The organism is Microcoleus vaginatus FACHB-2002 (assembly GCF_040004035.1).
Lineage (GTDB): Bacteria > Cyanobacteriota > Cyanobacteriia > Cyanobacteriales > Microcoleaceae > Microcoleus > Microcoleus vaginatus_C.
Window position 1 is genome coordinate 57,598 of the sequence record NZ_JAMPLN010000007.1, and the last position, 22,941, is coordinate 80,538.

Consider the following 22,941-nt stretch of genomic DNA (forward strand, 5'->3'; position numbering starts at 1 on the left):
CAGGGTAAAAAATATGGCAATTTTACACGGCAGTTGGCTCATAGAGAATGAAAAAACTTGCTTATTTATTTGGGGAGAAACTTGGCGAAAAGTTGGTGCAATTGAAACCAGGGAATCGGGGATAAATTTACCGCATCCCTTAGCAATGACCGAATCGGAATTTAAGACTTTCCTAAATTCCTTGCAGCAGTCGGGAAAACTGGATTGGCAATTACCGGAAACCGCAGAAACTCCACCGGAAAAGAGCAAAAAAACTAGGCGATCGTCCAAAACTCAAAGCGCCGTAGAAATTTCCGCACCCAACTCCTCAATTCAAAGGGAAATTCGGACGATCGCACTTCCCACCAAAATCTCAGAATCGAGCGCAAATCTGATGCCGCAGCACTCAGCAGCAGCACTTGAGGAAACGGCCCAAACCGAGGAAATTTACCTTTATCCATGGCAAGTCGAGGGTTTTTGTCTCAACCCTCAAGCAGCTTTTGTTTTCTTGCAATCACTACCGCTTAACAGCACGGAACCAGACTCTTTTGTCGGCTCAGATTTGCGTTTTTGGTCTCATATTGCTAGGTGGAGTTTGGATTTGTTGGCAAGATGCAAATTTTTGCCTGGATTGGAGAAACAGTCGGACGGTTCTGCTATTGCCAAATGGCAACCGTTGTTAGATAGTTCTACAGATACACTCCGCCTCGCCACTTTTGTCAAGCAAATGCCGACGGCTTGCAGAACATATCAGAAGAAGGAAGAAGGAAGTTCGGCAACGGATTCTGTAACGGATGTAACGGATGTCAGGAAAAAGGAAGAAGGAAGAAGGAAGAAGGAAGAAGGAAGAGGGGAAAAAGAAGAAGAATCCAGTCAATTGCCTTTAGCGGTGGATTTGCCGATGGGGGCTGAGGAATTGGTGTTAGGATTTTTGAGTAGTATTGTAGATAGTCAAGTGCGATCCTCTTCGAGGGCTGCGCTAACGGCTGGTAGCTCTACTTTAGACATCAAAGCAGTTTCTCCTGTGCGCGACTGGCTGCAAGCTTTGCAGCAGGAATCGGGGATTGTGCAAGTAGAAACAGCAGCATTGGAAAACTTGGCAACCAAGCTGAGTGCTTGGACTGCACCGCTGCAAAATCAATTATCTCAACAAAGTCAATTTCGCACTTGCTTTCAACTCATACCACCAGCACCCGGTAAAGCCAACTGGAATTTAAATTATTGCTTGCAAGCAGCAGATGAAACCGAATTTTTGGTAGACGCGACAACTGTTTGGAACAACTCTGTCGAGCGTTTGGCTTATGCGGGGCGGACAATAGAATTGCCTCAAGAAACTTTGCTCAGCGGCTTGGGTTTAGCCTCGAAACTTTATCCGTTAATTGAACCGAGTTTGCAAGCACAGCGGCCTCAATCTTGCCAATTAAATCCGCTGCAAGCATACGAGTTTATTAAGTCTGTAGCTTGGCGGTTTGCTGATAGCGGGTTGGGCGTAGTTTTGCCGCCGAGTTTGACAAAGACAGATGGCTGGGCGAGTCGTTTGGGTTTGAGCATTCAAGCGGAAACTCCGAAAGTGACTCCGGCGAAAGGCGGGTTGGGATTGCAAAGTCTGCTAAATTTTAAGTGGGAATTGACGATCGGCGGACAGCGCCTTTCTAAGGCAGAATTTGACAGATTGATCGCGTTGAATTCGCCTTTGGTGGAAATTAACGGCGAGTGGGTGGAGTTGCGCGCGCCGGATGTGAAAGCGGCTCAAACTTTTTTTGCCAGCCGCAAAGAGCAAATGACTCTTTCTTTGGAGGATGCTTTGCGTTTGGCGTCGGGCGATAGTCAGATGATCGAGAAATTGCCTGTGGTGAATTTTGAGGCTACGGGTCAACTTCAGGAATTGTTGAATACTTTGAGCGATAATCAAGCGGTAAGTGCGATCGCAACTCCGGCTAGTTTCCGAGGACAATTGCGGCCTTATCAAGCCCTAGGAGCAGGCTGGTTAGCATTCTTAGAACGCTGGGGTTTGGGTGCTTGTCTCGCGGACGATATGGGACTTGGTAAGACGATCGAGCTAATTGCTTTCCTCGTACACTTACAAGAACAAGATTCTCTAGAAGCGCCAACATTACTGGTTTGTCCGACATCAGTATTGGGCAATTGGGAGCGCGAAGTCAAGAAATTTGGTCCGACGCTGAAAGTGTTAGTTCACCACGGAGACAAACGCGCTAAAAGCAAAGCATTTGCGGCTGAAATTAAAGGAAAGGATTTAATAATTACCAGTTACGCCTTGGTGTTTCGAGATGCGAAGGAATTTCAAGGCATTAAATGGCAAGGATTGGTTTTAGATGAAGCGCAAAATATTAAGAATTCCGAGGCGAAGCAGTCGCAAGCGGTGCGACAAATCGAGGCATCTTTTAGAATTGCGCTGACAGGAACTCCCGTGGAAAATAGACTGCAAGAATTGTGGTCAATTTTGGAGTTTCTGAATCCTGGCTATTTGGGGCCGCGCAATTTCTTTCAGCGCCGATTTGCAATTCCGATCGAGAAATACGGAGATAGGGAATCATTGCAGACTTTGCGATCGCTCGTTCGGCCTTTCATCCTCCGCCGCCTGAAAACTGACAAAGAAATCATCCAAGATTTGCCCGAAAAACAGGAGATGACTGTATTTTGCGGGCTGGCGGCTCAACAGGCGGTATTGTATCAGAAAATAGTCGAAGAGTCAATAGCGGAATTAGACTCAGCCGAAGGCATTCAGCGCCGGGGAATGATTCTGGCTTTGCTGGTAAAACTCAAGCAACTTTGCAACCATCCGGCTCTTATGAAAGCAGAAGCTAAGCCGAAAGAATTGGGGATTAAAAGTCAGGAATCGGGGAAATTGCAGCGGTTGGTGGAAATGTTAGAAGAGGTGATCGCTGAGGGCGATCGGGCTTTAATTTTTACTCAATTTGCCGAATGGGGAAAACTCCTGAAACCGCATCTCGAACAGCATTTAGGACGAGAAGTTTTGTTCTTGTACGGAGGAATTCGGCAACAGCAGCGGGAAGAAATGATCGATCGCTTCCAGCACGATCCCCAAGGCCCGCCGATTATGATTTTATCTTTAAAAGCAGGCGGCACAGGTTTGAACTTAACCAGAGCAACCCACGTTTTCCACTATGACAGATGGTGGAATCCCGCAGTAGAAAATCAGGCAACTGACCGCGTATTTCGCATCGGTCAAACTCGCAATGTGCAAGTCCACAAATTTGTCTGCACGGGTACATTAGAGGAGAAAATACACGATATGATCGAAAGTAAGAAAGCTCTAGCCGAACAAGTGGTCAGCGCCGGCGAAAACTGGCTCACCGAACTCGATACAGACCAACTTCGCAATTTACTAATCCTCGATCGCAATGCTATCATAGAAACGGAAGAAGAATAATGTGCTTAATTTTCTTCGGTTTCGGGTGAGGACTTTATTTCTCAAAAATCAGAAAAATTACGCACTCTGACCAAAGAAACCGGGTTTTTTACCATGATTAAAGGTTATAGTCCAGTTTTTCCGTAAAAAACCCGGTTCCTGACTCTCCTAGATAACTAAAGCTTTCTTTCTCCTTCCTTCTTCCTTCTTCCTTCTTCCTTCGGCTTATGATTGACAGAGAATGGTGGACACAACAGTGGTTAGATTTAATCAATACCTACCGCTTCAAAAAGCGCTTAGAACGTGGCTGGCAATACGCGCGCGAAGGTAAAGTTCTCAGCATTAACTTCCCTAACCAAGAAGTAATTGCCATAGTTCAAGGAACAGATCCCAAACCCTATCAAGTTTCTTTAGGACTCGACACATTGAGCGATGAAGATTGGGATTATGTGACTGAAAATATGTCGCAAAGAGCAGTTTTTTCAGCTAAATTACTAGCAGGAGAAATGCCACACAATATTGAGGATGTATTTGCGGCAGCAGGCAAAACGCTATTTCCGTTAAGTTTATCTGATATTCGATCGCGCTGTAGCTGTCCTGACCCCAAAAACCCTTGCAAACACATCAGTGCAGTATACTACTTATTGGGCGATCGCTTCAGTGAAGACCCCTTTGTACTCTTTCAACTGCGGGGGAGAACCAAAGAGCAAATCTTGACAGCACTCCGTCAGAGACGAGGTACGCAAGGAGAGGAAAATTCCCAACTCAACTCCGGCGAAAATGCCCCCGCTACGAATTCTAAATTGCCGAAGGTCGATCGCTTTTGGGAATACAATCAGCAGCTAGAATCCTCTTTAGTAGTTATTGTACCGCCGCCCAGCAGCGAAACAGTATTAGATATCTTAGGCCCAATTCCCCTCGCAACCGACGGAAAAGGAACCGCTAGCAAATCCTCGCCCGCATCTGACGCACTCAAGCAGCATTTTAGCAAAATCTACCAAGCAGTTAGCCAGCAAGCAGTTTTAGCAGCACTGAAACGGGGCGAAGGAGATTAACCTAATTTACTCGCAGAGATGATACGAGGGACTCTGGCTGTTAACAAATCAGGCTTTCATACCCCTTTTATTCTTTAGTCCCTCTCTGCTGGAACGAGAGTTTGTGTTGAATAGATTTCAACCGACGAGTCTTACTTCTTGCAATTTCAGTTTACACTTCCCACAAATTACTTATAATCTCTATCAACTCCTGGGGGCGTTTAATCAAAAAATCGGGATTGTGTGCAGCCAAAGCCTCCTGAGAATTAAAACCCCAAGCTACAGCAATTACCTTAATTCCTGTTTTTCGAGCAGCTTCTATATCTCTAATCTCATCTCCCACATAAACGACTTGTTTAGGATTTATATGTTCTCTTGTTAGCCAGCTATTAATAACTTTATGTTTACCAAAAGTTGACCCAGAGTAAATAAATGTGAAAGTGTCTTGCAAACAATTTTTTTCCAGCGATGCCAAGACGTTTTCTCGGGAATTAGATGTGATAATGCCCAGTTGAAATCCTAGTTTTTTTAACTCCAGTAAAACTTCTTTAATTCCCGGAAATAATTGAATGTTGGGAATTTCGCTGCGTAACTCTGCTTTCAACATTCTAATCAACAGTGGGAATTTGAAGATAGAAATGCCAGAATACTGAAGGAGTTGCCAAGAAGTTAAATTGCTCAGTTGAGCGATTTGCTCTTTGGTCGCAGACTTAAAGCCTAATTCTACTGACAAACGGTTGGTGATGCTCAGAAGAATATCGATTGTATCTGCTAAAGTACCGTCAAAATCAAAAATAATTACTTTGGTCATTGGACAATAGCAAATAAGGAACGGGGGAGCATAGAATTTTAGATTTTAGATTTTAGATTTTAGATTTTAGATTTTAGATTTTAGATTTTAGATGGGCATGACTTACTGTATAATGTATTGACTATTGGCGCTCCGTTTTAGATTTTAAATTTTAGATTTTAGATTTTAGATTTTAGATTTTAGATGGGGAATGACTTACTGCATAATATATTGACTATTGGCGCTCCGTAAATACCCTAGGGGTATTATCTATAGGGTAAGGTGCCCCCTAAGCACCCTGACGAACATCTCAACTTTTAAGGGTTAATTTGATTGGCTTTGGCATTTCGCCGCAGCATTTCGGGTTTTATGCGCCGCAGCGCCGAAGCTGTAAATCTGCGGTTCCATTCTTCGTCGGAAATGTCGGCTAATTCTGCAAGTGTAGGCGCTATATTTTCAGGATAAGGCTCAAAGTCGGCAACATCAGTTGGTTTAGCAAATCGCTGATTCCAAGGACAAACATCCTGACAAATGTCGCAGCCTGCTACCCAGCCTTGTAAATTAGATGCAATTTCGTCGGGCAATTTTTCGGCTCGATTCTCGATCGTGTGATAGGCTATACATCGATCGGCATTCACCACAAAAGGCTCAGTAATTGCCCCCGTCGGACACGCCTCAATGCAGCGAGTACAAGTACCGCAATGTTCCGTATGAGGCTCATCGGGCGCTAACTCCAAATTAGTCAAGATTTCTCCCAAAAACACCCAAGAACCGTATTCGCGCGAAATTACATTACCATTTTTGGCAATCCAACCAATCCCGGCACGTTGCGCCCACATTTTATCCTGAACCGGCCCGGTATCAGCATAATACCGCGCTTCAATTCCCTCGCCTTGCGATCGCACCCAATTTGCCAAAACCTTCAGTTTTTTGTGCAAAATTCTGTGGTAATCCCTTCCCCAACCGTAGCGAGAGATTTTAGCATATTCGACCCCTGCCTCGACCCCCCCCTCACCAGGGGGATTTGAGGGGCGTTGGTGAGGTGTGTAGTAGTTGATGGCGACACATATTAATGACTGCACCTCTGGCATTATTAATCGAATATCCTGCCGTTTCGGGTTTGCCATCCAGGCCATATCCGCCTGATAACCCTTGTCCAGCCAAGCTTGCAATCTTTGTTTTTCTAGATCGAAATCCGTGTCTTTTGAGGCGATCCCGACTTTGTGAAATCCCAACTCAAGGGCTTTTTGCTTCACCAAAATGCTGCTAATTGGCGCTTTCATTTGATACCCGGTAAATATTTACCTTTTGTATTGACTATTTTGATTTTATATGATATAAAAAGCAATTTTTAACGCTCGGTTTTCTAAATAACCTAATTCGGCGCACAGTCTAGTGACGGCGATCGCAATTTACCAAACCATTGATCATAGTTTTATAACTCAGATATATGTAATTTATATTTGCAAAACTTAACAAAAAGTTACATAATGTTAATCAAGGGAGCTTGAGGTTTCCTCACTCAAGTACCTCACTAAAACCACAAATCCCACAGCATACACATGGCAGTTAGCATTCAATCCGCTCAATCTATCTTCTCAAACACCGAGATTGCTAGCGTTGTTCCGGCTACCACCGAAGCCTTCTACAAACTCAGCGTTGAAGACCAACTAGCCTTGCTCTGGTATGCCTACACCGAAATGGGCGTTTCCATCACCGCAGCAGCACCGGGAGTAGCCAGCATGGCGCTTGTCGAAGGCATCCTCAGCGAAATCAAGCAAATGTCGCCGGCTGCTCAAAGCAAAACCATGTTTGACCTAGCCAGCAACGCCGACACAACGATAGGTCGGATTTACACTTCCTTGCGCGTCAACACCAAACTCGGTTTCTGGTACGAGTTGGGACAGTTGATGAAACAGGGCCTTGTCGCTCCGATCCCCGCTGGCTATCAAATGTCTTCCGAAGCCACCCAAGTCCTTGAAACCATCAAGAAACTAGATCCAGGCCAGCAAATTACCGTACTTCGGAATACCGTAGTTAACATGGGCTATGACCCTGCTTTTAACCAAGAGTACGCCAAACGCTCTGCCCCCCGCAGCACTCCCACCGCTCCAGAAGAACGGGTAAAAAGCACAATTGAGGGTATTAGCGAGCAGACTGTGCTCAACTACATCGACTACATGAACGCCTTCGACTTCACCCCAGCCGTCGGTTTATTTGCTGAAGAAGGTGCCCTGCAACCGCCTTTCCAAAAGCCGATCGTTGGTCGCGAAGCTATCCTCAACTATATGCGCGAAGAGTGCGTCGGACTGAAAATGATGCCCCAGCAAGGCGTATCGGAACCCGCCGAAGATGGCTACCGACAAGTGAAAGTCACCGGTAAAGTTGAAACTCCCTGGTTCGGATCGAATGTGGGAATGAACATTGCGTGGCGGTTTTTGCTCGATCCCCAAGGTCAAATTTTCTTTGTGGCGATCGACTTGTTGGCATCTCCTAAAGAATTGCTCAATTTGATCCGCAAATAGAATATTCTTGTTTGCTCTGTTAAACAGGCTTGCCCAGAAACCCAGATGCCATTAGGTGTCTGGGTTTATATCATTTTAGATTTTAGATTTTAAATTTTAGATTCAAGAATTGAAGGATGGAAAATGACTGATTGTATCAGGGTTTACAGCTTGGCTACACTTGTATTTTTTGAAAGTAGGATTGATTTTGGTCGAGCGCTCTGAAAGCTGCGCTCGACGCTCTGCGGTTCCCGATTCCTCCTTTTTTCGGAGAATTATTTTCCTACCCCTACTTATATCTTTTGAGGGATTTGCTGCGACAAAGAGAATGATTACAGTATACTCATTCATTTGAAATCACTTGTTTTATGACCGCCACAACTCGACCTATTTTAACTAACTCTATAAAGATTGCAGGCATCACAATGCCAGGGATACTGCAATATTTTGAAACTTTAAACGCGGGGGATTTTGAAGCGACGGCTAATTTATTTGCCGATGATGGGGTTCTGCACGCGCCGTTTGAAGATCCAATTATCGGCAGGATTGCGATCGCCACTTATCTCAAAAAAGAAGCGCGAGGAATGCAGCTAGAACCCCAGAAAGGTGTCAGCCAAATTTTAGAAGATGGCAAAGTAGAAGTTCAGGTCAGCGGTCGGGTGCAGACTTCCGCATTTGGTGTTAATGTCGGATGGCTATTCTTGCTCAATTCTGACCAAAAAATCCTTTCTGTCACCGTCAAACTGTTAGCTTCTCCCCAAGAATTGCTAAGTCTGCGGTCACAGAAAAAATTTGATGCTTAATAAGCTGTTTCAGATTTAAATTGCCTATTTTGGTTTGACCTGTCGATCGCACGTAATAGCTCAAATCGTGAACTCGACAGGTCAATCGGCTTCTTATGGCAAGAATGAGGCAGAAACGGGGTTTTTTTCCCAATTTCTGGTGAAGTGCCGCTAACGGTAGAAAAAATCGGTTTCGTGGCTATTTGTGCGATCGGGACTGTACTCCTACAATCTTACAGTCTCGCGTTGGGCTGACCCTACTTCACGAAAAATTGGCTGTCACCGCAGCGTGCGACAGACAGCCAAAGCGAGTCTCAAAGTGCATTGTCAATCACTAATCACTTATGACTAATGACTAACGACTAATTAAGATTTTTCCGGCAAACTCGCTTCCAACTTTAGACAGTTGCGACCGTCTATTTGCAAACTGTAGTCCACCCGATCCATAAGTCTGCTCATAATCAGCCAGCCGTAGCCGCTTTCCTGTTTAGCTTCCGGCCTCGGGGGATTGTAAGTATCCATTTCGTAACCTTTACCGTAATCCCAAATTTCTAAACCAATATCCCTATTTTTTAAATTCAAACGAATTAACACGGGCAAATTGGGTTGATCTTTGTGAGCATGGCGGATCACGTTAGAATAGGCTTCTGCTAACACCAAGCGCAAACGATTCGACTGACGTGGCCAATCGACGTGCTCTCCTAGCTCTACTTCTAAACTGCTCAGCAACCAATTTTCAACAATTGTTAAAAACCGCAAGTCGCTTGGCACATGAAGCTCAGTATTCATAAAAAAATCCCGTAAGTTTGAAAACCCTGTGTCTTCCAGGTATGAAATACGACGCGCCGAATGGATTCGGCCTCAATACTTGTCGCTAATCGGGGGATACTAGCCTTTTGTGTTTAAAAATCAGGCATTCGTCATTCGGTAGAAGGCAGAAGTTAAGAGTATAGGTGAAAACTTTAGTTATGGGTCTAAAGCCCATTAACAATTGATAATTATACCGAGACTGCAAGCAGCGAGGTATAAAAAATCTTTGTTTCAATCCCCGGCTTTTAAGCTTTGGTTTTTTCTGACCAATGCCTTCTACCTTAACCTTTTGCAGGTGTTTAATCCCCTCGGAAAGCGATTCAGGAAACTAGCTGCGCCATCGCCGGCTAGGTTTTTTACTGTTGACGATAACGCCGTCCTTTGCAGGACTACTCTGTGGGCCGTCAACCAGCAGGGCTTAAGTTTTTTCGGCTCTCACCCCCGACTAGGCGTCGGGAGTCGCTGACAGATTCAAAGAACCTCCAGAGAGAGTATGGTTTGGTCGTCTTCCTGAACGGGATTGTCGGCTCGGATGTGAGCCAACAAATTGTCCAAGTTGAAAGAACCAGGTTCCTGAATCAAGAGTTGCCAAAGCCCTTCTTGTTGTAGCATAGAACGGGTTGGTACACCCCCTGCGACCGCTTCAGTGGTCACGCTAGCTTCAGTAATTCCGTCACTCGTCAGCAGAAATACATCTCCTGACTTTAATTCGATCGTACCTGCTTTCCCTCTCCAAACTGGTAGTATCCCCAAGGGAATGCCACGAGCTTTCAGGAAATTCGGCTCGGCTGGCGTTTTACCGCTAGCGGCTTGAGCTTTCACCTCCGAGTGAGACCAAACAATCGGGTAAATGTGACCGGCATTAGCAAACGCGAGGTGTCCGGTTGACGGAGTGTAACGAGCAACAACCATTGTAATAAAATGATTGTTGCCGATCAGGTCGTCAGACATACTGCTATTCATGTTCTGCATAACTTGATCTGGCTCTGGAGAAACTTCTTGGGAAAGTTCCCGCCGCATCACCGAAATCGCGCTCGCCATAAATAGAGCAGCCGGAACTCCCTTACCGGAAACATCTCCCACCGCTATCCAAATATCCCCTTGGGAGTGGACGTAGACTTCAAAAAAGTCGCCACCAACTTCCCGCGCCGGATAGCAGCAAGCTTGCACCCTGACAGTTTCAAAATCCGGCCAACTTTGGCGCAACAAGTTTGTTTGGATTTGGCGAGCCACTTCCAACTCGTTTTGCATCTGCTTGGCTAAATCCAGAGTGCGCTGGTAGAGCTTAGCTTGAGACAGGGCGAGAGCAGCTTGAGCTGCTACACCTTCTATTAACTCTATATCTTCTGCCGACCAAGGGTTAGTGCCGCCAATCTGGGACAAAGCCAGTACCGCCAGCAATTCTTGCTGGTAAGTCAGGGGCACGGCAATCTCAACCGAGTTACCATTCCCCCCACTGTGTGAGTTCACTTGAGTTTGGCGGGTGGCTACAGCTTGAACCAGCAAATTTTCATCAAAAGAAAAGTTACTGGCATCGTCGGTTTGGGCTTGGTAGGGGAAGGTACTCGGCAATAGTCGATCGCTCTCTACCGGCCGCAGCATACAATAGTTGGCCTCAAAAGTTTGACCTACGGTTTGAACAATAGTTTGTACCATACTAGAGTAATCTAGCGACCCGCGAATGACGCTCATTACCTCATTGAACAGAGATTCCTTGCGTAAAGCGCGGCGCAATGCAACGCTGCGCTGCTTGTAGTATTTGTAAGTATCCGAGGCTTGATTGATCACCAATTTGAGCTCTTCTGGATTCCACGGTTTGGTGATGTATTTGAAAACTTGACCTGAGTTGATGGCCTCAACCAAATCTTCAACATCGGTGTATCCCGTTAGCAGAATCCGAATCGTATCGGGAAATCGCTCGACTGTTTTCCCCAAAAACTCGGTGCCATTCATTTCTGGCATCCGCTGGTCAGATATAATCACCGCCATCTCGCCCTGTTCGTCTAGAACTTCCAGGGCACTGAGGGCGCTATCTGCTTTGTAAACCTGAAAGTCGCGTCGAAACGTCCGGTACAATAAATCCAAGTTGTCGGGTTCGTCATCGACTACCATCAGTTTCAGCTTGCTTCCATCTCCCCGACTCATCTTTCTTCCCCCTTGAAAACCCCCACCATAGCTGTAATCAGCAAGGTGGCGGGAGGAAAAGGGGGGCTGGATATATGCAACATATCAGTTACGTCAAGTTGAGTTAAAGAAACCCGTTTTACCTCAAGGTGAGCATTCCTTTCGCACCATCTGTTCGCACAGATGAGAGGCTTTCGATACTGTAACCCGCCTCGGTAGGCCGCTTCAATAGGGAAAATTCCCGAGTCAGCTTTCACGCTGTGATACGAGCAATGACCTTGTTAGGAGTCGGTACTTTTCTAAACACACCACCATTCAAAACGGCTAATTAATGCTCTGTTTGCAGAGTTCTTAACGAGCTCGGCACTGTCATGGGTGTGAATTTTAACACTTACTACTAACGCAGGTATTGCTACCTAAGTCTGGTCAACATCGGCTGTATTTCAACCCGCACTGTACCCGGAGGGTTAGTGGTGGGTTGTTGGCGCTATTCCCTACATCTTTGCCGAATCGTACTTGATTGCTGCATGCAAGTCTCCCTAATCTATGAACTTTTTGCAGCAAGCATATTACTACTGCCGAATTAAGTTATTCTTTCTGCCAGTCTGAGCTTAGCAGAACGAGAGCGGGGATTTCTAGCGATTTCTTCGGATTGCGGCCCGATCGGCTTTTTTGTCAGTACCTGCAAACTGGGTGTTCCTCTGAGTTGGTGCTTGACTGGTCGGTCTTCCAGACTGTGAAATGTAATGATTCCGATTCTCCCACCTGGTTTTAACCACCTGGGCGCTTGGTTGAGGAAAGTTTCTAAAGAAGCGAGTTCGGAGTTGACAGCTATCCTTAAAGCTTGGAAAGTACGGGTGGCCGGATGGATTCTGCCGTTGCGCTGCTTGGGGGGGAAGCTGGAGGCGATCGCCCCTGCAAGTTCTGTTGTAGTTTGAAAAGGACGCCCTTGCACAATCCGCCTCGCGATGCGCCGCGACAGTCGCTCCTCGCCGTACTTGTAAATAATATCTGCTAGTTTAACTTCTTCCCAGTGGTTGATAATCTCTTCTGCCGTCAAAGATTGCTGCTGGTTCATACGCATATCTAGTTGAGCTGGGTGGCGAAAACTAAATCCTCGTTCTGGTGTATCGAACTGAGCAGAGCTGACGCCCAAGTCTGCTATGATACCATCAAATTCGGCCTCTGAGGACTGATATTCAGCAAAGTTGCCGTGCCAAAACTCAACGGGCAAGTTGGCAAATCGGGCTTGGCAAAAACGGATGGCTTGTTCATCGCGGTCGATCGCCACCACTGTAACATCTGGCGCCGCCGCTAAAATCAAACTCGTGTGTCCGCCGCCCCCAAGCGTCGCGTCCAAATAGTGCCCGCCTGGACGCACAGCCAAACCCGCAATTAATTCTTGACCCAAAACTGGAACGTGATAGGTGTCAATACTGACATCTGATCCAGGGGTATGCTTCTCACAGAGCTCGATATCCTTCATAATCTATAACAGCGAAACAAAAATCAACAATAGTCAGTAATCATTAATTCATTTAATTATGTCAAGAATTGAGACTAGAACCGAACCGATGGTGCTCAACATGGGGCCGCACCACCCTTCCATGCACGGCGTACTCCGGCTAATTGTCACCCTAGACGGGGAAGATGTGGTGGACTGCGAGCCTGTTTTGGGCTATCTGCACCGGGGGATGGAAAAAATTGCCGAAAACCGCACCAACGTGATGTACGTGCCCTACGTGAGCCGCTGGGACTATGCCGAAGGGATGTTTAACGAAGCGGTGACAGTCAATGCACCGGAAAAGTTGGCAAATATTGCTGTCCCCAAACGGGCGAGTTACATTCGGGTAATCATGCTCGAGTTGAACCGGATTGCTAACCATTTGTTGTGGTTGGGGCCGTTTTTGGCGGACGTGGGGGCGCAAACTCCTTTTTTCTATACTATGCGCGATCGCGAGATGATTTTAGACTTGTGGGAAGCAGCCACAGGTTATCGCATGGTGAATAATAACTATTTCCGCATCGGCGGAGTTGCCGCAGATTTGCCCTACGGTTGGGTAGAGAAGTGCCAAGATTACTGCGATTATTTCGTTCCCAAAATTGACGAGTACGAACGTTTAATTACCAACAACCCAATCTTCCGCCGCCGAATTGAAGGCCTGGGTACTATTTCTCGCGAAGAAGCGATTAACTGGGGACTGTCCGGCCCCATGTTGCGTGCTTCCGGCGTTAAGTGGGATTTGCGGAAAGTTGACCATTACGAATGTTACGACGACTTCGACTGGGAAGTTTGTACCGAAGCTGCTGGCGATTGTTTGGCCCGGTATGTGGTGCGGATTCGGGAGATGCGCGAGTCGGTTAAGATTATCTATCAAGCCTTGAAAGGACTCCCCGGTGGCTCTTACGAGAATTTGGAAGCGAAGCGACTCGAAAGCGGGCCAAAATCTGAATGGAATGGTTTTGACTATCAGTTTATTGGCAAAAAAGTTGCGCCGACTTTTAAGATTCCCAAGGGCGAACATTATGTCCGCGTTGAAAGCGGCAAGGGTGAGTTGGGGATTTATATTATCGGGGATGATACTGTGTTTCCTTGGCGCTGGAAGATTCGGACTGGGGATTTTAATAATTTGCAGATTTTGCCTCACATTGTACGCGGTGTGAAGATTGCGGATTTGGTGGCAATTTTGGGTAGTATCGACATTATTATGGGCTCGGTTGACAGGTAGGTTTTGTCCGTTTTTATTTGAGAATTTAACCCGGTTTTTTTATGGAACCGGGTTGATTTTTTTTAACAGCAGATAAACGCGGATAGATATCGATTAATTTTGCTGTTAACGTCGCTAAAATGTACCTTATTTCTCTCTTCTCTCTTCCTCTGTGCCCTCTGCGCCCTCTGCGGTTAATAAAAAAAATCTCTCCTTCACAAATGAAATAAGATCAACTTTGATTCGATAAATTATGAAAGTTCAGCAATCAGATATCAATGACAGTAACCCGGAACTCTGCGCTTTAATCTGCCAAAGAATTGCCGCCAGCCCGCAGCGGCGTATTACTTTTGCTGAATATATGGATTTGGCATTATATCATCCGCAGCACGGATATTATAATAGCGATCGCCCGTCGATCGGCAAACAAGGCGATTTTATCACGTCGTCTCATTGGGGTGCTGATTTTGCGGAGGTTTTGGCAGAGCAGTTTGTGGAAATGTGGGAATTGCTCGATCGCCCTTTCAATTTCGCGATCGTAGAAATGGGCGCTGGGCGGGGAAATTTTGCAGCTAATGTGCTGCAATATCTGCAACGGCAACATCCCGACTTATTTAAAACTTTAACATACATAATTGTTGAAATTTCGCCAATACTTCAAGCGGAACAACGCCAAAGGTTAGGTGGGATCGAGTGCGTCAAGTGGTGCAATTGGGATGAGATAGTTAATAATTCAATAGTCGGTTGTTTCTTTTCTAACGAGTTAGTGGATGCTTTGCCAGTGCATCAATTCATTTTGGCAGAAGGGCAAGTTAGGGAGATTTACGTTGCCGCAGAAACCCCAGGAAATGAACAAGAAAAAATAAAATTTATTGAAGTAATTGGCGAAGTTTCCACGCCTAAAATTGCCGAATATTTGGATTTTGTAAGCATCGATTTGTCGGCGAGTGTTTATGGGGATGGTTATCGCAGTGAGGTGAATTTGGCGGCTTTGGACTGGATGAGTACAGTTGCTCAAAAGTTGCAGCGGGGATATTTGTTAACTATTGATTACGGTTATCCGGCGCACCGCTATTACAATCCGAGGCGCAGGGAAGGGACGCTACAGTGTTATTATCTGCACCGATATCACAATAATCCTTATATTAATGTGGGGCGGCAGGATTTAACGGCTCATGTTAATTTTACGGCGCTGGAAAGGCAGGGTGAATTGTGCGGTTTGGATGTGGTAGGGTTTACTCAGCAGGCTTTGTTTTTGATGGCGTTGGGTTTGGGCGATCGCCTTGCTTCTCTGTCTACAAATGATGCGGAAGTATTGGATGTGGCAACGTTTTTGCGGCGCCGGGAGGCTTTGCATCAGTTAATCGATCCGATGGGTTTGGGGGGTTTTGGGGTTTTGGTGCAGTGTAAAGGGTTGAGGGATGAGGAAAAAGTGCGATCGCTCAAAGGTTTCACAGTGCCTTAAGTTAATTTAAAGCAGCAACACGCACTCTTTTCCAATTACTTTTGTCATCACTTAAGCGCACTGACTCAGCGGCGGAAATTCCCATTCTCTTGAATATAAAGTAGATGGCAGCTTTAAACAATAGGCAGCAGGAATCACCTCAATTAACCACCAATTAAACATATCTCGTTGAGCCGCAGCAAAACCAGAAATAGCATCTCCGGTAATGGCCTCATACAAAATATCCAAGATGGCATTATAGGCTGTTTGGCTGTTGAGTGTTTGCAGCAAGCCGTAGAAGATATTATAAGCTTCGTCAGTAGCTTGATACTTTCCAATTTTGTTGATATTAGGAAATAAGGTATCTGCCCAAGTTTCTGGGATTTCACAACTATCCTTCAGCCAACAAGATACAATTCCTTCAACGATATCAGCTTTGTGTTCTTCAGGAAAGTAATGTTTAATAGTCGGTTTAGCTGCTAATGCTATTCCATAAGCCATGTAGACGTATCGCTGATGGGATATTAGATTATTAGGCATCCCAAAGCCTGTCATTACTTCTACAAAGGCTTCTTCTACATCGCTGTTTCCGCCTCTTTCGTATAAATCGCGATACTTTCTATCCCAAACTGTGTGAAGTGTTTGTTGTAATTGCTCTGGAGTATCTGAATTGTTGGGCAACTTGAAATCGGTGTAATGACCTATGTCAAACTTTATCATTGACTTTCTATCCGGATGTATTTTATTTAATTATAAACAAAAAAACCTACTCTTAAGCTTCCTATCTACCGCCCCATTTCAAATTAACTGCAAACTCTGCTCAAATCCCTCGGATTCAGCCCATTTTAATCGTTCTTGAATTGACATCCCCTGCAACGTTTTACTCATTTCATATAAATCAACTTTAATATAATCCTCCTGAAATAGCGGAATCAGAGACTTAACAACAGCAGCAATTCCATCGGGCGGAACTGCATTACCTATTTGTCTTCTCACCTCAGTTGTCGAACCTTCAAATATGAAGTAATCAGGAAATGTTTGCAACCTTGCTCTCTCTCGGTTAGTCAATGCTCTCGGTTCTTTATAATGATATCCCCAAGTGCCACCGCCGCCACCAGCAATGATTGTGCTAGAGGGTTGATTCGGATCTAATCTCCGATAAACGTGACTGATCAAGCCTTTAACGTAGAGTGGACTATTTCTGGGAATATCACTAAAATTTCCACCGGGTTTTATCTGTGCCAATCTTTGTTGAGTTTTTGGATGAATTTTATGATTTTCATTGTTTTCTCGTACTTTCTCGACACCTTTAAGTGCTTGAGCAGCAGTTCGGTAAGGCTTACGATTTAGTCCATATTCAGGTTGAGGATGAATAAAGTTAAATCCTGTATCCTTCTGAATTCCGACTAATAACACTCTTTCCCGAAATTGGGGAACTCCGTAATCTGCAAAGTTGTATAGCTTAGGCTTGACTAGGTATCCAGGTTCTATGTTTTCAAAATCCTGTATAATCTGCTTGATAGCCTGATGATTATTAGCACTTAACAAACCTTTGACATTTTCAGCCACAAATGCTTTAGGCTGTTTCTGTTTAACAAACTCTCGGAAGTATGTGTACAAATTTCCTCTCTCTACATCCAGTCCGTAACGCTTCCAAATCAGAGAAAAATCTTGACAGGGAAAGCCTCCAATAATAATATCTGCATCGGGAACTTCTTGTTTAATATTAATTTTTTCTATTGAGTTATGGGTAATTACCGGAGAAATATTCCTTTTGAAAGTCTCGCAAGCATATTTATTTGAGTCTATTGCCCAAACTACTTCAAATCCCGCCATCTTAAATGGCAAATCCATACCGCCGCAACCTGAAAACAAGGATATCAGTTGTGGTGGCTTCTCCCAGGTAGGCTTGAGATGTTCGAGTGACATAAAGGCGATCGCTTCCTTTTAGCCTCCTTTCCTACTGAGGCAGTAACAGCTTTTTCATCATAGATGAGGGATCACAGCCTAAATGTAAAGCTTTGTAACAGAAAATTTGTGGGTGGTCGCAGCCAGGAGAGCCTGCTATAATCACAATACAGGTAAAATTACAACAAATAATTTATGCAGGTAGCCGAGCGAAGTGACACTGGCACAGGCATCAAAGCAATACTGGGTTTGACAGAGGAGATGCGGATTGGGACAACCTCCTCAGACCCCTATTTGGGTTCTCCAACCTTTGACGAGGTGCCGTTTCACGTTCATGTAGGATGCAGGCCCGCTTTGGGTACCTATATCATTATCGTGGGTGATGCTGACGAGTTTGTTCACTACGGACGCATCATCAGCGGTACGGAAGATAACCCGCGTGCCAACCCATCATCCCTGCAACAAAATCAAGCTTATGGAGTAGGTTCGAAAGATCCGAGACCAACGGATAAAGCACCTCACGTTACCCGCGTGATGGCCGCCGAAGTATTGGGCGAAATACACCTGGACGATGACAAAAATATAACTGTCAAAGAGCCAAATCAGTTAGCACAAACTGGCAAAGGTGTCTATGAATTACCAGCAAATAAGATTCCGCAGTTGCTGAATATTCCCGACTCATCCGAACCCGACTCATTCGATCGGGGATTTCACATTGGGCGAATCGAATCGGGGAATAGTTCAGTAGACTTTATATTGCCAATGGAGGCGATCGCGCGACATTTGGCAGTAGTTGGAAAAACTGGCGTAGGTAAAAGCTATTTTGTCGGGGTTTTGGTGGAGGAATTGGTACGACATGGCATTCCCGTCATTGCCTTTGACGTGCTCGGCGATATGCTAAAAGCAACAGAAGACTTGGGAGGTTGCAACTTTAAAGCCGGAGAAAACTTTCGAGTACCCTATTCAGTTATTGGAGTGAAGGAATTTCTGGGATTTGTCCCAAATTTGACACCAGACCAACTGGAGATAGTGTCTTTTGCTTATGATGCTCTGTTCAACAAAGCATTCAAAACTTTAGACGAGACAGCAGCAGTCAACATTCCCATTAAAAACCTACTCGGCGAAATTCACAACCTAGCTGCAGAATTCGGTCAAACTGCCGTAGGAGGGCGGGCCGCAAAGAAGGTTGAAACTGCTTTCAACCGCAACTCGCTGTTAACTGCGAAAACCGAAGAATGGTTGAGCGAATTTGTAAAGAAACCGATAACTAACATCTTTGTCGGACATTTGAGCCAACAGCAGCGGAACTTAATAGTAGGAGCAACAGCCCGAATGCTGCAAGCACTCCGCAAGCGAGAACAAGTTCCGCCCTTTGTATTTGTTCTGGATGAAGCTCATTTCTTCTTGCCGTCAGGAGGAGAAACAACGCCATCAACTTTGGTAATTCGAGAGATGATCCGCACTGCCCGCCACGACGGAATCGGGATCGCATTAATTACTCAAAGTCCAGCATCTATGGACAAACAAGTCATTTTAACGTGCAATACGCGGGTAGTATTTGCCCTCGATCCAGATGACCTCAGATTAGTGTCCGGTACGATGGGAGATGTTTCAGAAGAGATGAAAGCCCGCATTCCCAAATTAGCAAAAGGAACTGCCCTTATCTCGTCAGCTACCGATATCATGCGCCATCCAGCGCTTATTAAAGTTCGCCAGCGCCAAACCAGGCACGGCGCGCCAACGCCCAACTTAGCAGAGGAGGTAATGAAATGGCGAAAGATGCAGGAATTCTAATTCAAAATGTTATGGAATTGCTGGATAAAGAGCCAGATGGATTAGAATTTGCAGAGATTTTTGACCAACTCAGTCGATCCCAAGATGTAGGCTCAGAAAGAGGTGTACGCAATCTCCTCAACCGACTTGCAAAAGAAGGAAAGCTAATTAGACGCAAAGGTTGGAGTAAAAAACCGGGCGCACAGCCTTATATTTACTGTCACCCTAAAACCCAACCGCGCCAACTTGAAATTCCGGGTATTAAAGAGTATCGAGTTCATAGTAAAACAGAGTTTGAAATAGGGGAATTAAATCAGGAAGAACGACAGCAACAGCAAAAAGCTGTTTCTGTTTTAGAAAGTATCGCCAGCGGTCATTTACATCAAGAATTTTACGCGCGAGCAATTATTGAAGCTGCGCCTAAGTTAGCAGCCGAAAATCCGGTAGAGTTAGTAATTGGGATGGCGCGTTGGCTAGTTGACGATCTGAACAAGCTGGCGGCTGAAATAGAGCGCAAGTTGAAACGCGGGGCAGCAGATGAATCCAAAAAACTGGCTGTGAAACTCGATTCGCAGTTAGGATGGGCAAAGCGTTATTTTCAAGAATTCTGGAAGCTGTACGATCGTGTAGATGAACTTCCGGGTATTTTGGAATTGCCGTCTCAAGCCAAGCGCTTTCGCTTGTACGGAGAAACTGCTAAATTAGATGAAAAAAAAGCTAGGGAGCAACTGAAAAAACGCATTTTTGGCGATCGGTTAATACAAGAAAAACTGTTGCCCACCAACTTGCACAAATCAGCAGCAGGTACAGATGCCTCTGTAGCAGACTTGTTTTTAGAACACACATCTGGCAGTTTTATTCCCCCCGATCCTGTGGTGGTTCCCACTTCAGCGGCCGCGTTAGTGACTAACTCCAAATACGGCTTTCCAGACGAATACCAAGATTTCGATATCTTTCCAGATAAACTCAAGGACTATGACGACCATACCGCTGCTGCAAATGGCTTAGTCTTGTCGCCAACTCTGGCACGAAACTTTGTGGAAGAGAGTAATTTACAGCATACTCGCAAGGCTGCAATGGATCTCCGCCAATACTGGCAGGATTTTCGGATTGCTACTAAAGAAGCGGATTGGCGACCAATGGGCAATTCGCCAGAGTTAGGAACTAAAAACAAGCCGACATTGATTATACGTGATGGTCGAATCTTTCCCTTGGTACACCGATTGAGAGATTATGAAACTGGCGGTTTGTATGGGCAAATTGTTCGCAGCGAGATTGAGAAATTCATGCAAGTTTTTCACAATACTCTATTAGGATCAGGATTAGATAATATTGTGTACGGTGCTGCTGTTAAAAATCCTGGGATGTCGTGGCTCGCACCTTTGGTATTTTGGTATCTGTACGTTAATAAATGTGCCGTAGACGGGAGAGTTGCAGTTAGCAATGCTGAGGAAGTTTATCAATATCCTTTTGCAGATACAGCAGTATCGCATTTACTATTTTTGGGTGTAGCAAAGAATGCGAGAAACTTCTCTCCCGATCGCCTATTTATTACCTGCCGAGTTCTGCGACGTTTCTCAGATATTGCCCTCGAAGCAGAGGAAATGTCTCCAGTAATTTCAGAAGGCGATGAAATTAAGCGAGTGAAAGAGAACAATCCGAAAGATTGGACGGAGTTTATCGAGCAGCACATTAATAAGAAAAGAAAGCATTATCAGTCAACCAATCTAGATATAGACGACTACGGACCGTTCATTTATCTTTGTTCTAAAGTTGGCGTTTCTATGTGCTACGCTGCTCCCTCTTCTGCTTACGAATTGTTGTCAGGAAACAGCGGTATTTCAGCACATTTCTTGCTACCGCGACTGGAAGTCGCCATCAATACACAGCGATTGGAACAGGAGGCAGAAAACCACGAACAAGAGTGTTTGGATGGTTTGCTTTCCTGGTTAGCGGCGGGACATATAGAGCTCGATCGCAGCCATACGCAATCAGGTTTTGATACGGGAAATCAAGAACATAGCCTTCCTATCCTAGTGCCTGATGTGATTGTTCGCGCCCATGAAGCTGCGACCTTTACCCGCGACAGGTTGGGTGAAGAGGTACAGGATCGCATTAGAGCACTGATTGCCGAATTGAGAAAACGTCTTGAAAAGGCACGCTGAGGATGTAGCAGTCTGATTTTCTCAGTATTGATGGTTAAATCGGGTCGCGATACAGCCAGTGTCCATGCTGTCAGGGTTTTGAGAAATCCGCAATTACAAGGGCAAACAGACTTGACACCTACCTCAATTTTTGCAATAATTATTTCTTGTAAGTGATATTGCAGCAATCAGCGACAAATAGCTTCCGAAAAGCGATTGTCCGATCTGTTGCAGCTTGGCAATGAAAAAGCCAGCCCTAGCGATTGCCGTCGCGGGTGTCTGGCTGAAGTTCAATTAATTAACTTAAAAGGAGTTTACCATGTCTAAACACAAGGTAGCTGACTCGGCTTTGCTGTCAAATGTCGATTTGACTCCAACGCAAATTGCCACCAAACTCAGCCAGCAGACAAGAAAAAAGATTTCCTGCATTAAAGTCAACGAGACTTTGGAAAAACTGGGCTTGCAGCAAAAATTAAAGAGCACAGGAGGTAAGTGGCAGTGGCAACTGACAGAAGGAGGCAAAAAATACGGACGAGTCTATAAAGTAGAATCCAGTTATAGCAACTGGAGTGGCAATCAAGTTAAGTGGGGCGAAGAAATTATCGAGCTACTTAAACAAAACCTGTTAAAGGTGACTGTTTAGCCACTCTCCACTTTGATCCGACAGGTGCGATCGCTCCTTTCTATTCTAAAGGGGCGATCGGCTCAAGAGTTATTTGAATATCTTAACCTGGCCACCCAATTTGTTGCTCACTCTTCATCATCTAACTCGATCCCGGCTTGACGCAGTTTTTCTGCCAATTTTTCAGCGCGGAGTCTTTCGCGATCGGCTCGTTCTTCCGACCACAGCAACAACTCGCCTTCTGCATTCCACCACCTCAACCAACAGCCTGTTCTGCCTTCGTGAGTTCCTTCCCAAATTCCTAAAAACAAGTTTAATCCGGGTATCCAATAACGTCCATTTTCATCTGGTTTTTGCAACTTGTAATGCTCTGATTCTAAATCGTAAACTTCTAAATGAGCTGTTTTTGCTCGGAATATGACGTATCTCGGTACTTTGATTACTTGCTCGTAAAAATACCACTTTCCCACCCGCGAGGTAAATTCAACGGAGTATTCTTCTCCATAGGTTTCTGAAAGAAACTCCATCACGATTTGGGGAATGGTTCCTTCTGTGTGTGGCGTGTAACTACGGCGTACTTGAGAAACATTTTTTGGATTGACGGGTTTCACGTACATCCAATCTGGCGCTTTGCAGATAATACGCTGTTCGTCGCTGGTTGAACCTGGGAAACTAATTCCGGCACACAGGGCAAAGTTGGAAACAATTAAGGCATCCTGCATTAATTCTGGAAATGCTGTTAGCGGCTGTCGCAAAGCGGCGGCTAATAATGGTTGGCTTTCGTCTTCCCCGGGGTCGTCTGGTAGTTGAAAATCTTCTGGTAGTAGCGGCCAGGTGATTGTGAGTTTTGTTTCTGGGTTTTTAGTTGCTACAGACATAGTTTATCAGAGGTTAAATGTTTTAATGCTTAAATTATATCTCTTGGTTT

Annotated in this window: 17 protein-coding genes; 9 read left to right on the forward strand and 8 right to left on the reverse strand. The window is 45.2% G+C overall.

Annotated elements, in window-relative coordinates; all coding sequences use genetic code 11:
• Positions 1 to 13: 13 nt before the first annotated feature.
• Both NDI35_RS08400 and NDI35_RS08405 read left to right on the forward strand, forming a co-directional pair.
• Positions 14 to 3,391, forward strand: coding sequence for a sll1366 family intein-prone helicase (locus NDI35_RS08400; protein ID WP_445312331.1), 3,378 nt, complete (start codon positions 14 to 16; stop codon positions 3,389 to 3,391).
• Between the two features lie 206 nt (positions 3,392 to 3,597).
• Positions 3,598 to 4,425 carry an SWIM zinc finger family protein gene (locus NDI35_RS08405; protein ID WP_445312332.1) on the forward strand — a complete coding sequence of 276 codons (828 nt, stop codon included), beginning with the start codon at positions 3,598 to 3,600 and terminating at the stop codon, positions 4,423 to 4,425.
• A 151-nt stretch (positions 4,426 to 4,576) separates the two neighbouring features.
• Here the strand turns inward: NDI35_RS08405 and NDI35_RS08410 are convergent, their stop codons facing one another.
• Both NDI35_RS08410 and queG read right to left on the reverse strand, forming a co-directional pair.
• Entirely contained in the window at positions 4,577 to 5,215 is a 639-nt protein-coding gene (locus NDI35_RS08410) for an HAD-IA family hydrolase (RefSeq protein ID WP_445312333.1), read from the reverse strand.
• Positions 5,216 to 5,511: 296 nt separating this feature from the next.
• A complete protein-coding gene (gene queG / locus NDI35_RS08415) occupies positions 5,512 to 6,477 on the reverse strand; it encodes a tRNA epoxyqueuosine(34) reductase QueG (RefSeq protein WP_445312334.1) in 966 nt (321 codons plus the stop codon).
• Between the two features lie 279 nt (positions 6,478 to 6,756).
• Here queG and NDI35_RS08420 point away from each other — a divergent pair, with 279 nt between their 5' ends.
• Both NDI35_RS08420 and NDI35_RS08425 read left to right on the forward strand, forming a co-directional pair.
• Positions 6,757 to 7,719, forward strand: coding sequence for an orange carotenoid protein N-terminal domain-containing protein (locus NDI35_RS08420; protein WP_445312335.1), 963 nt, complete (start codon positions 6,757 to 6,759; stop codon positions 7,717 to 7,719).
• A gap of 347 nt (positions 7,720 to 8,066) precedes the next feature.
• The gene (locus tag NDI35_RS08425) at positions 8,067 to 8,501 is read left to right on the forward strand and encodes a nuclear transport factor 2 family protein (protein ID WP_445312336.1); all 435 of its coding nucleotides are present in this window, start codon (positions 8,067 to 8,069) and stop codon (positions 8,499 to 8,501) included.
• 345 nt (positions 8,502 to 8,846) lie between these two features.
• Here NDI35_RS08425 and NDI35_RS08430 read toward each other — a convergent pair whose 3' ends face one another.
• The 3 genes from NDI35_RS08430 to rsmH form a co-directional block, all read right to left on the reverse strand.
• On the reverse strand, positions 8,847 to 9,269 hold the full coding sequence (locus NDI35_RS08430; protein ID WP_015177027.1) for an ATP-binding protein: 423 nt from the start codon (positions 9,267 to 9,269) through the stop codon (positions 8,847 to 8,849).
• A 492-nt stretch (positions 9,270 to 9,761) separates the two neighbouring features.
• Positions 9,762 to 11,435 carry a SpoIIE family protein phosphatase gene (locus NDI35_RS08435; protein ID WP_445312337.1) on the reverse strand — a complete coding sequence of 558 codons (1,674 nt, stop codon included), beginning with the start codon at positions 11,433 to 11,435 and terminating at the stop codon, positions 9,762 to 9,764.
• A 562-nt stretch (positions 11,436 to 11,997) separates the two neighbouring features.
• Positions 11,998 to 12,900 carry a 16S rRNA (cytosine(1402)-N(4))-methyltransferase RsmH gene (gene rsmH / locus NDI35_RS08440; protein ID WP_445312338.1) on the reverse strand — a complete coding sequence of 301 codons (903 nt, stop codon included), beginning with the start codon at positions 12,898 to 12,900 and terminating at the stop codon, positions 11,998 to 12,000.
• Between the two features lie 58 nt (positions 12,901 to 12,958).
• On the opposite strand from rsmH, the gene NDI35_RS08445 reads away from it, so the two are divergent.
• Both NDI35_RS08445 and NDI35_RS08450 read left to right on the forward strand, forming a co-directional pair.
• Complete coding sequence (locus tag NDI35_RS08445; protein ID WP_445312339.1) at positions 12,959 to 14,143, forward strand: NAD(P)H-quinone oxidoreductase subunit H; 1,185 nt, start codon at positions 12,959 to 12,961, stop codon at positions 14,141 to 14,143.
• 232 nt (positions 14,144 to 14,375) lie between these two features.
• On the forward strand, positions 14,376 to 15,587 hold the full coding sequence (locus NDI35_RS08450; protein WP_445312340.1) for a class I SAM-dependent methyltransferase: 1,212 nt from the start codon (positions 14,376 to 14,378) through the stop codon (positions 15,585 to 15,587).
• A 51-nt stretch (positions 15,588 to 15,638) separates the two neighbouring features.
• Here the strand turns inward: NDI35_RS08450 and NDI35_RS08455 are convergent, their stop codons facing one another.
• Together NDI35_RS08455 and NDI35_RS08460 are read right to left on the reverse strand one after the other, a co-directional pair.
• Complete coding sequence (locus NDI35_RS08455) at positions 15,639 to 16,286, reverse strand: hypothetical protein (RefSeq protein WP_445312341.1); 648 nt, start codon at positions 16,284 to 16,286, stop codon at positions 15,639 to 15,641.
• 78 nt (positions 16,287 to 16,364) lie between these two features.
• Entirely contained in the window at positions 16,365 to 17,495 is a 1,131-nt protein-coding gene (locus NDI35_RS08460; protein WP_445312342.1) for a DNA cytosine methyltransferase, read from the reverse strand.
• Between the two features lie 174 nt (positions 17,496 to 17,669).
• On the opposite strand from NDI35_RS08460, the gene NDI35_RS08465 reads away from it, so the two are divergent.
• The 3 genes from NDI35_RS08465 to NDI35_RS08475 all read left to right on the forward strand — a co-directional run bounded on the left by NDI35_RS08465 (position 17,670) and on the right by NDI35_RS08475 (position 22,034).
• Positions 17,670 to 19,268, forward strand: a complete 1,599-nt coding sequence (locus NDI35_RS08465) for an ATP-binding protein (RefSeq protein WP_445312343.1) — start codon at positions 17,670 to 17,672, stop codon at positions 19,266 to 19,268.
• Positions 19,244 to 21,412: a hypothetical protein gene (locus NDI35_RS08470; protein ID WP_445312344.1), complete on the forward strand. Its 2,169-nt coding sequence runs from the start codon at positions 19,244 to 19,246 to the stop codon at positions 21,410 to 21,412. The genes NDI35_RS08465 and NDI35_RS08470 overlap by 25 nt, the downstream gene beginning before the upstream one ends.
• 298 nt (positions 21,413 to 21,710) lie before the next feature.
• Positions 21,711 to 22,034: a hypothetical protein gene (locus tag NDI35_RS08475; protein WP_445312345.1), complete on the forward strand. Its 324-nt coding sequence runs from the start codon at positions 21,711 to 21,713 to the stop codon at positions 22,032 to 22,034.
• Positions 22,035 to 22,141: 107 nt separating this feature from the next.
• Here the strand turns inward: NDI35_RS08475 and NDI35_RS08480 are convergent, their stop codons facing one another.
• On the reverse strand, positions 22,142 to 22,891 hold the full coding sequence (locus NDI35_RS08480) for a Uma2 family endonuclease (protein WP_445312346.1): 750 nt from the start codon (positions 22,889 to 22,891) through the stop codon (positions 22,142 to 22,144).
• Positions 22,892 to 22,941: the final 50 nt, after the last annotated feature.

What these genes read in the sequence shown, in the direction of transcription:
- NDI35_RS08400 (WP_445312331.1), top strand. Translation starts at nt 14, where the DNA reads ATGGCAATTTTACACGGCAGTTGGCTCATAGAGAATGAAAAAACTTGC.
- NDI35_RS08405 (WP_445312332.1), top strand. Translation starts at nt 3,598, where the DNA reads ATGATTGACAGAGAATGGTGGACACAACAGTGGTTAGATTTAATCAAT.
- NDI35_RS08410 (WP_445312333.1), bottom strand. Translation starts at nt 5,215, where the DNA reads ATGACCAAAGTAATTATTTTTGATTTTGACGGTACTTTAGCAGATACA.
- queG (WP_445312334.1), bottom strand. Translation starts at nt 6,477, where the DNA reads ATGAAAGCGCCAATTAGCAGCATTTTGGTGAAGCAAAAAGCCCTTGAG.
- NDI35_RS08420 (WP_445312335.1), top strand. Translation starts at nt 6,757, where the DNA reads ATGGCAGTTAGCATTCAATCCGCTCAATCTATCTTCTCAAACACCGAG.
- NDI35_RS08425 (WP_445312336.1), top strand. Translation starts at nt 8,067, where the DNA reads ATGACCGCCACAACTCGACCTATTTTAACTAACTCTATAAAGATTGCA.
- NDI35_RS08430 (WP_015177027.1), bottom strand. Translation starts at nt 9,269, where the DNA reads ATGAATACTGAGCTTCATGTGCCAAGCGACTTGCGGTTTTTAACAATT.
- NDI35_RS08435 (WP_445312337.1), bottom strand. Translation starts at nt 11,435, where the DNA reads ATGAGTCGGGGAGATGGAAGCAAGCTGAAACTGATGGTAGTCGATGAC.
- rsmH (WP_445312338.1), bottom strand. Translation starts at nt 12,900, where the DNA reads ATGAAGGATATCGAGCTCTGTGAGAAGCATACCCCTGGATCAGATGTC.
- NDI35_RS08445 (WP_445312339.1), top strand. Translation starts at nt 12,959, where the DNA reads ATGTCAAGAATTGAGACTAGAACCGAACCGATGGTGCTCAACATGGGG.
- NDI35_RS08450 (WP_445312340.1), top strand. Translation starts at nt 14,376, where the DNA reads ATGAAAGTTCAGCAATCAGATATCAATGACAGTAACCCGGAACTCTGC.
- NDI35_RS08455 (WP_445312341.1), bottom strand. Translation starts at nt 16,286, where the DNA reads ATGATAAAGTTTGACATAGGTCATTACACCGATTTCAAGTTGCCCAAC.
- NDI35_RS08460 (WP_445312342.1), bottom strand. Translation starts at nt 17,495, where the DNA reads ATGTCACTCGAACATCTCAAGCCTACCTGGGAGAAGCCACCACAACTG.
- NDI35_RS08465 (WP_445312343.1), top strand. Translation starts at nt 17,670, where the DNA reads ATGCAGGTAGCCGAGCGAAGTGACACTGGCACAGGCATCAAAGCAATA.
- NDI35_RS08470 (WP_445312344.1), top strand. Translation starts at nt 19,244, where the DNA reads ATGGCGAAAGATGCAGGAATTCTAATTCAAAATGTTATGGAATTGCTG.
- NDI35_RS08475 (WP_445312345.1), top strand. Translation starts at nt 21,711, where the DNA reads ATGTCTAAACACAAGGTAGCTGACTCGGCTTTGCTGTCAAATGTCGAT.
- NDI35_RS08480 (WP_445312346.1), bottom strand. Translation starts at nt 22,891, where the DNA reads ATGTCTGTAGCAACTAAAAACCCAGAAACAAAACTCACAATCACCTGG.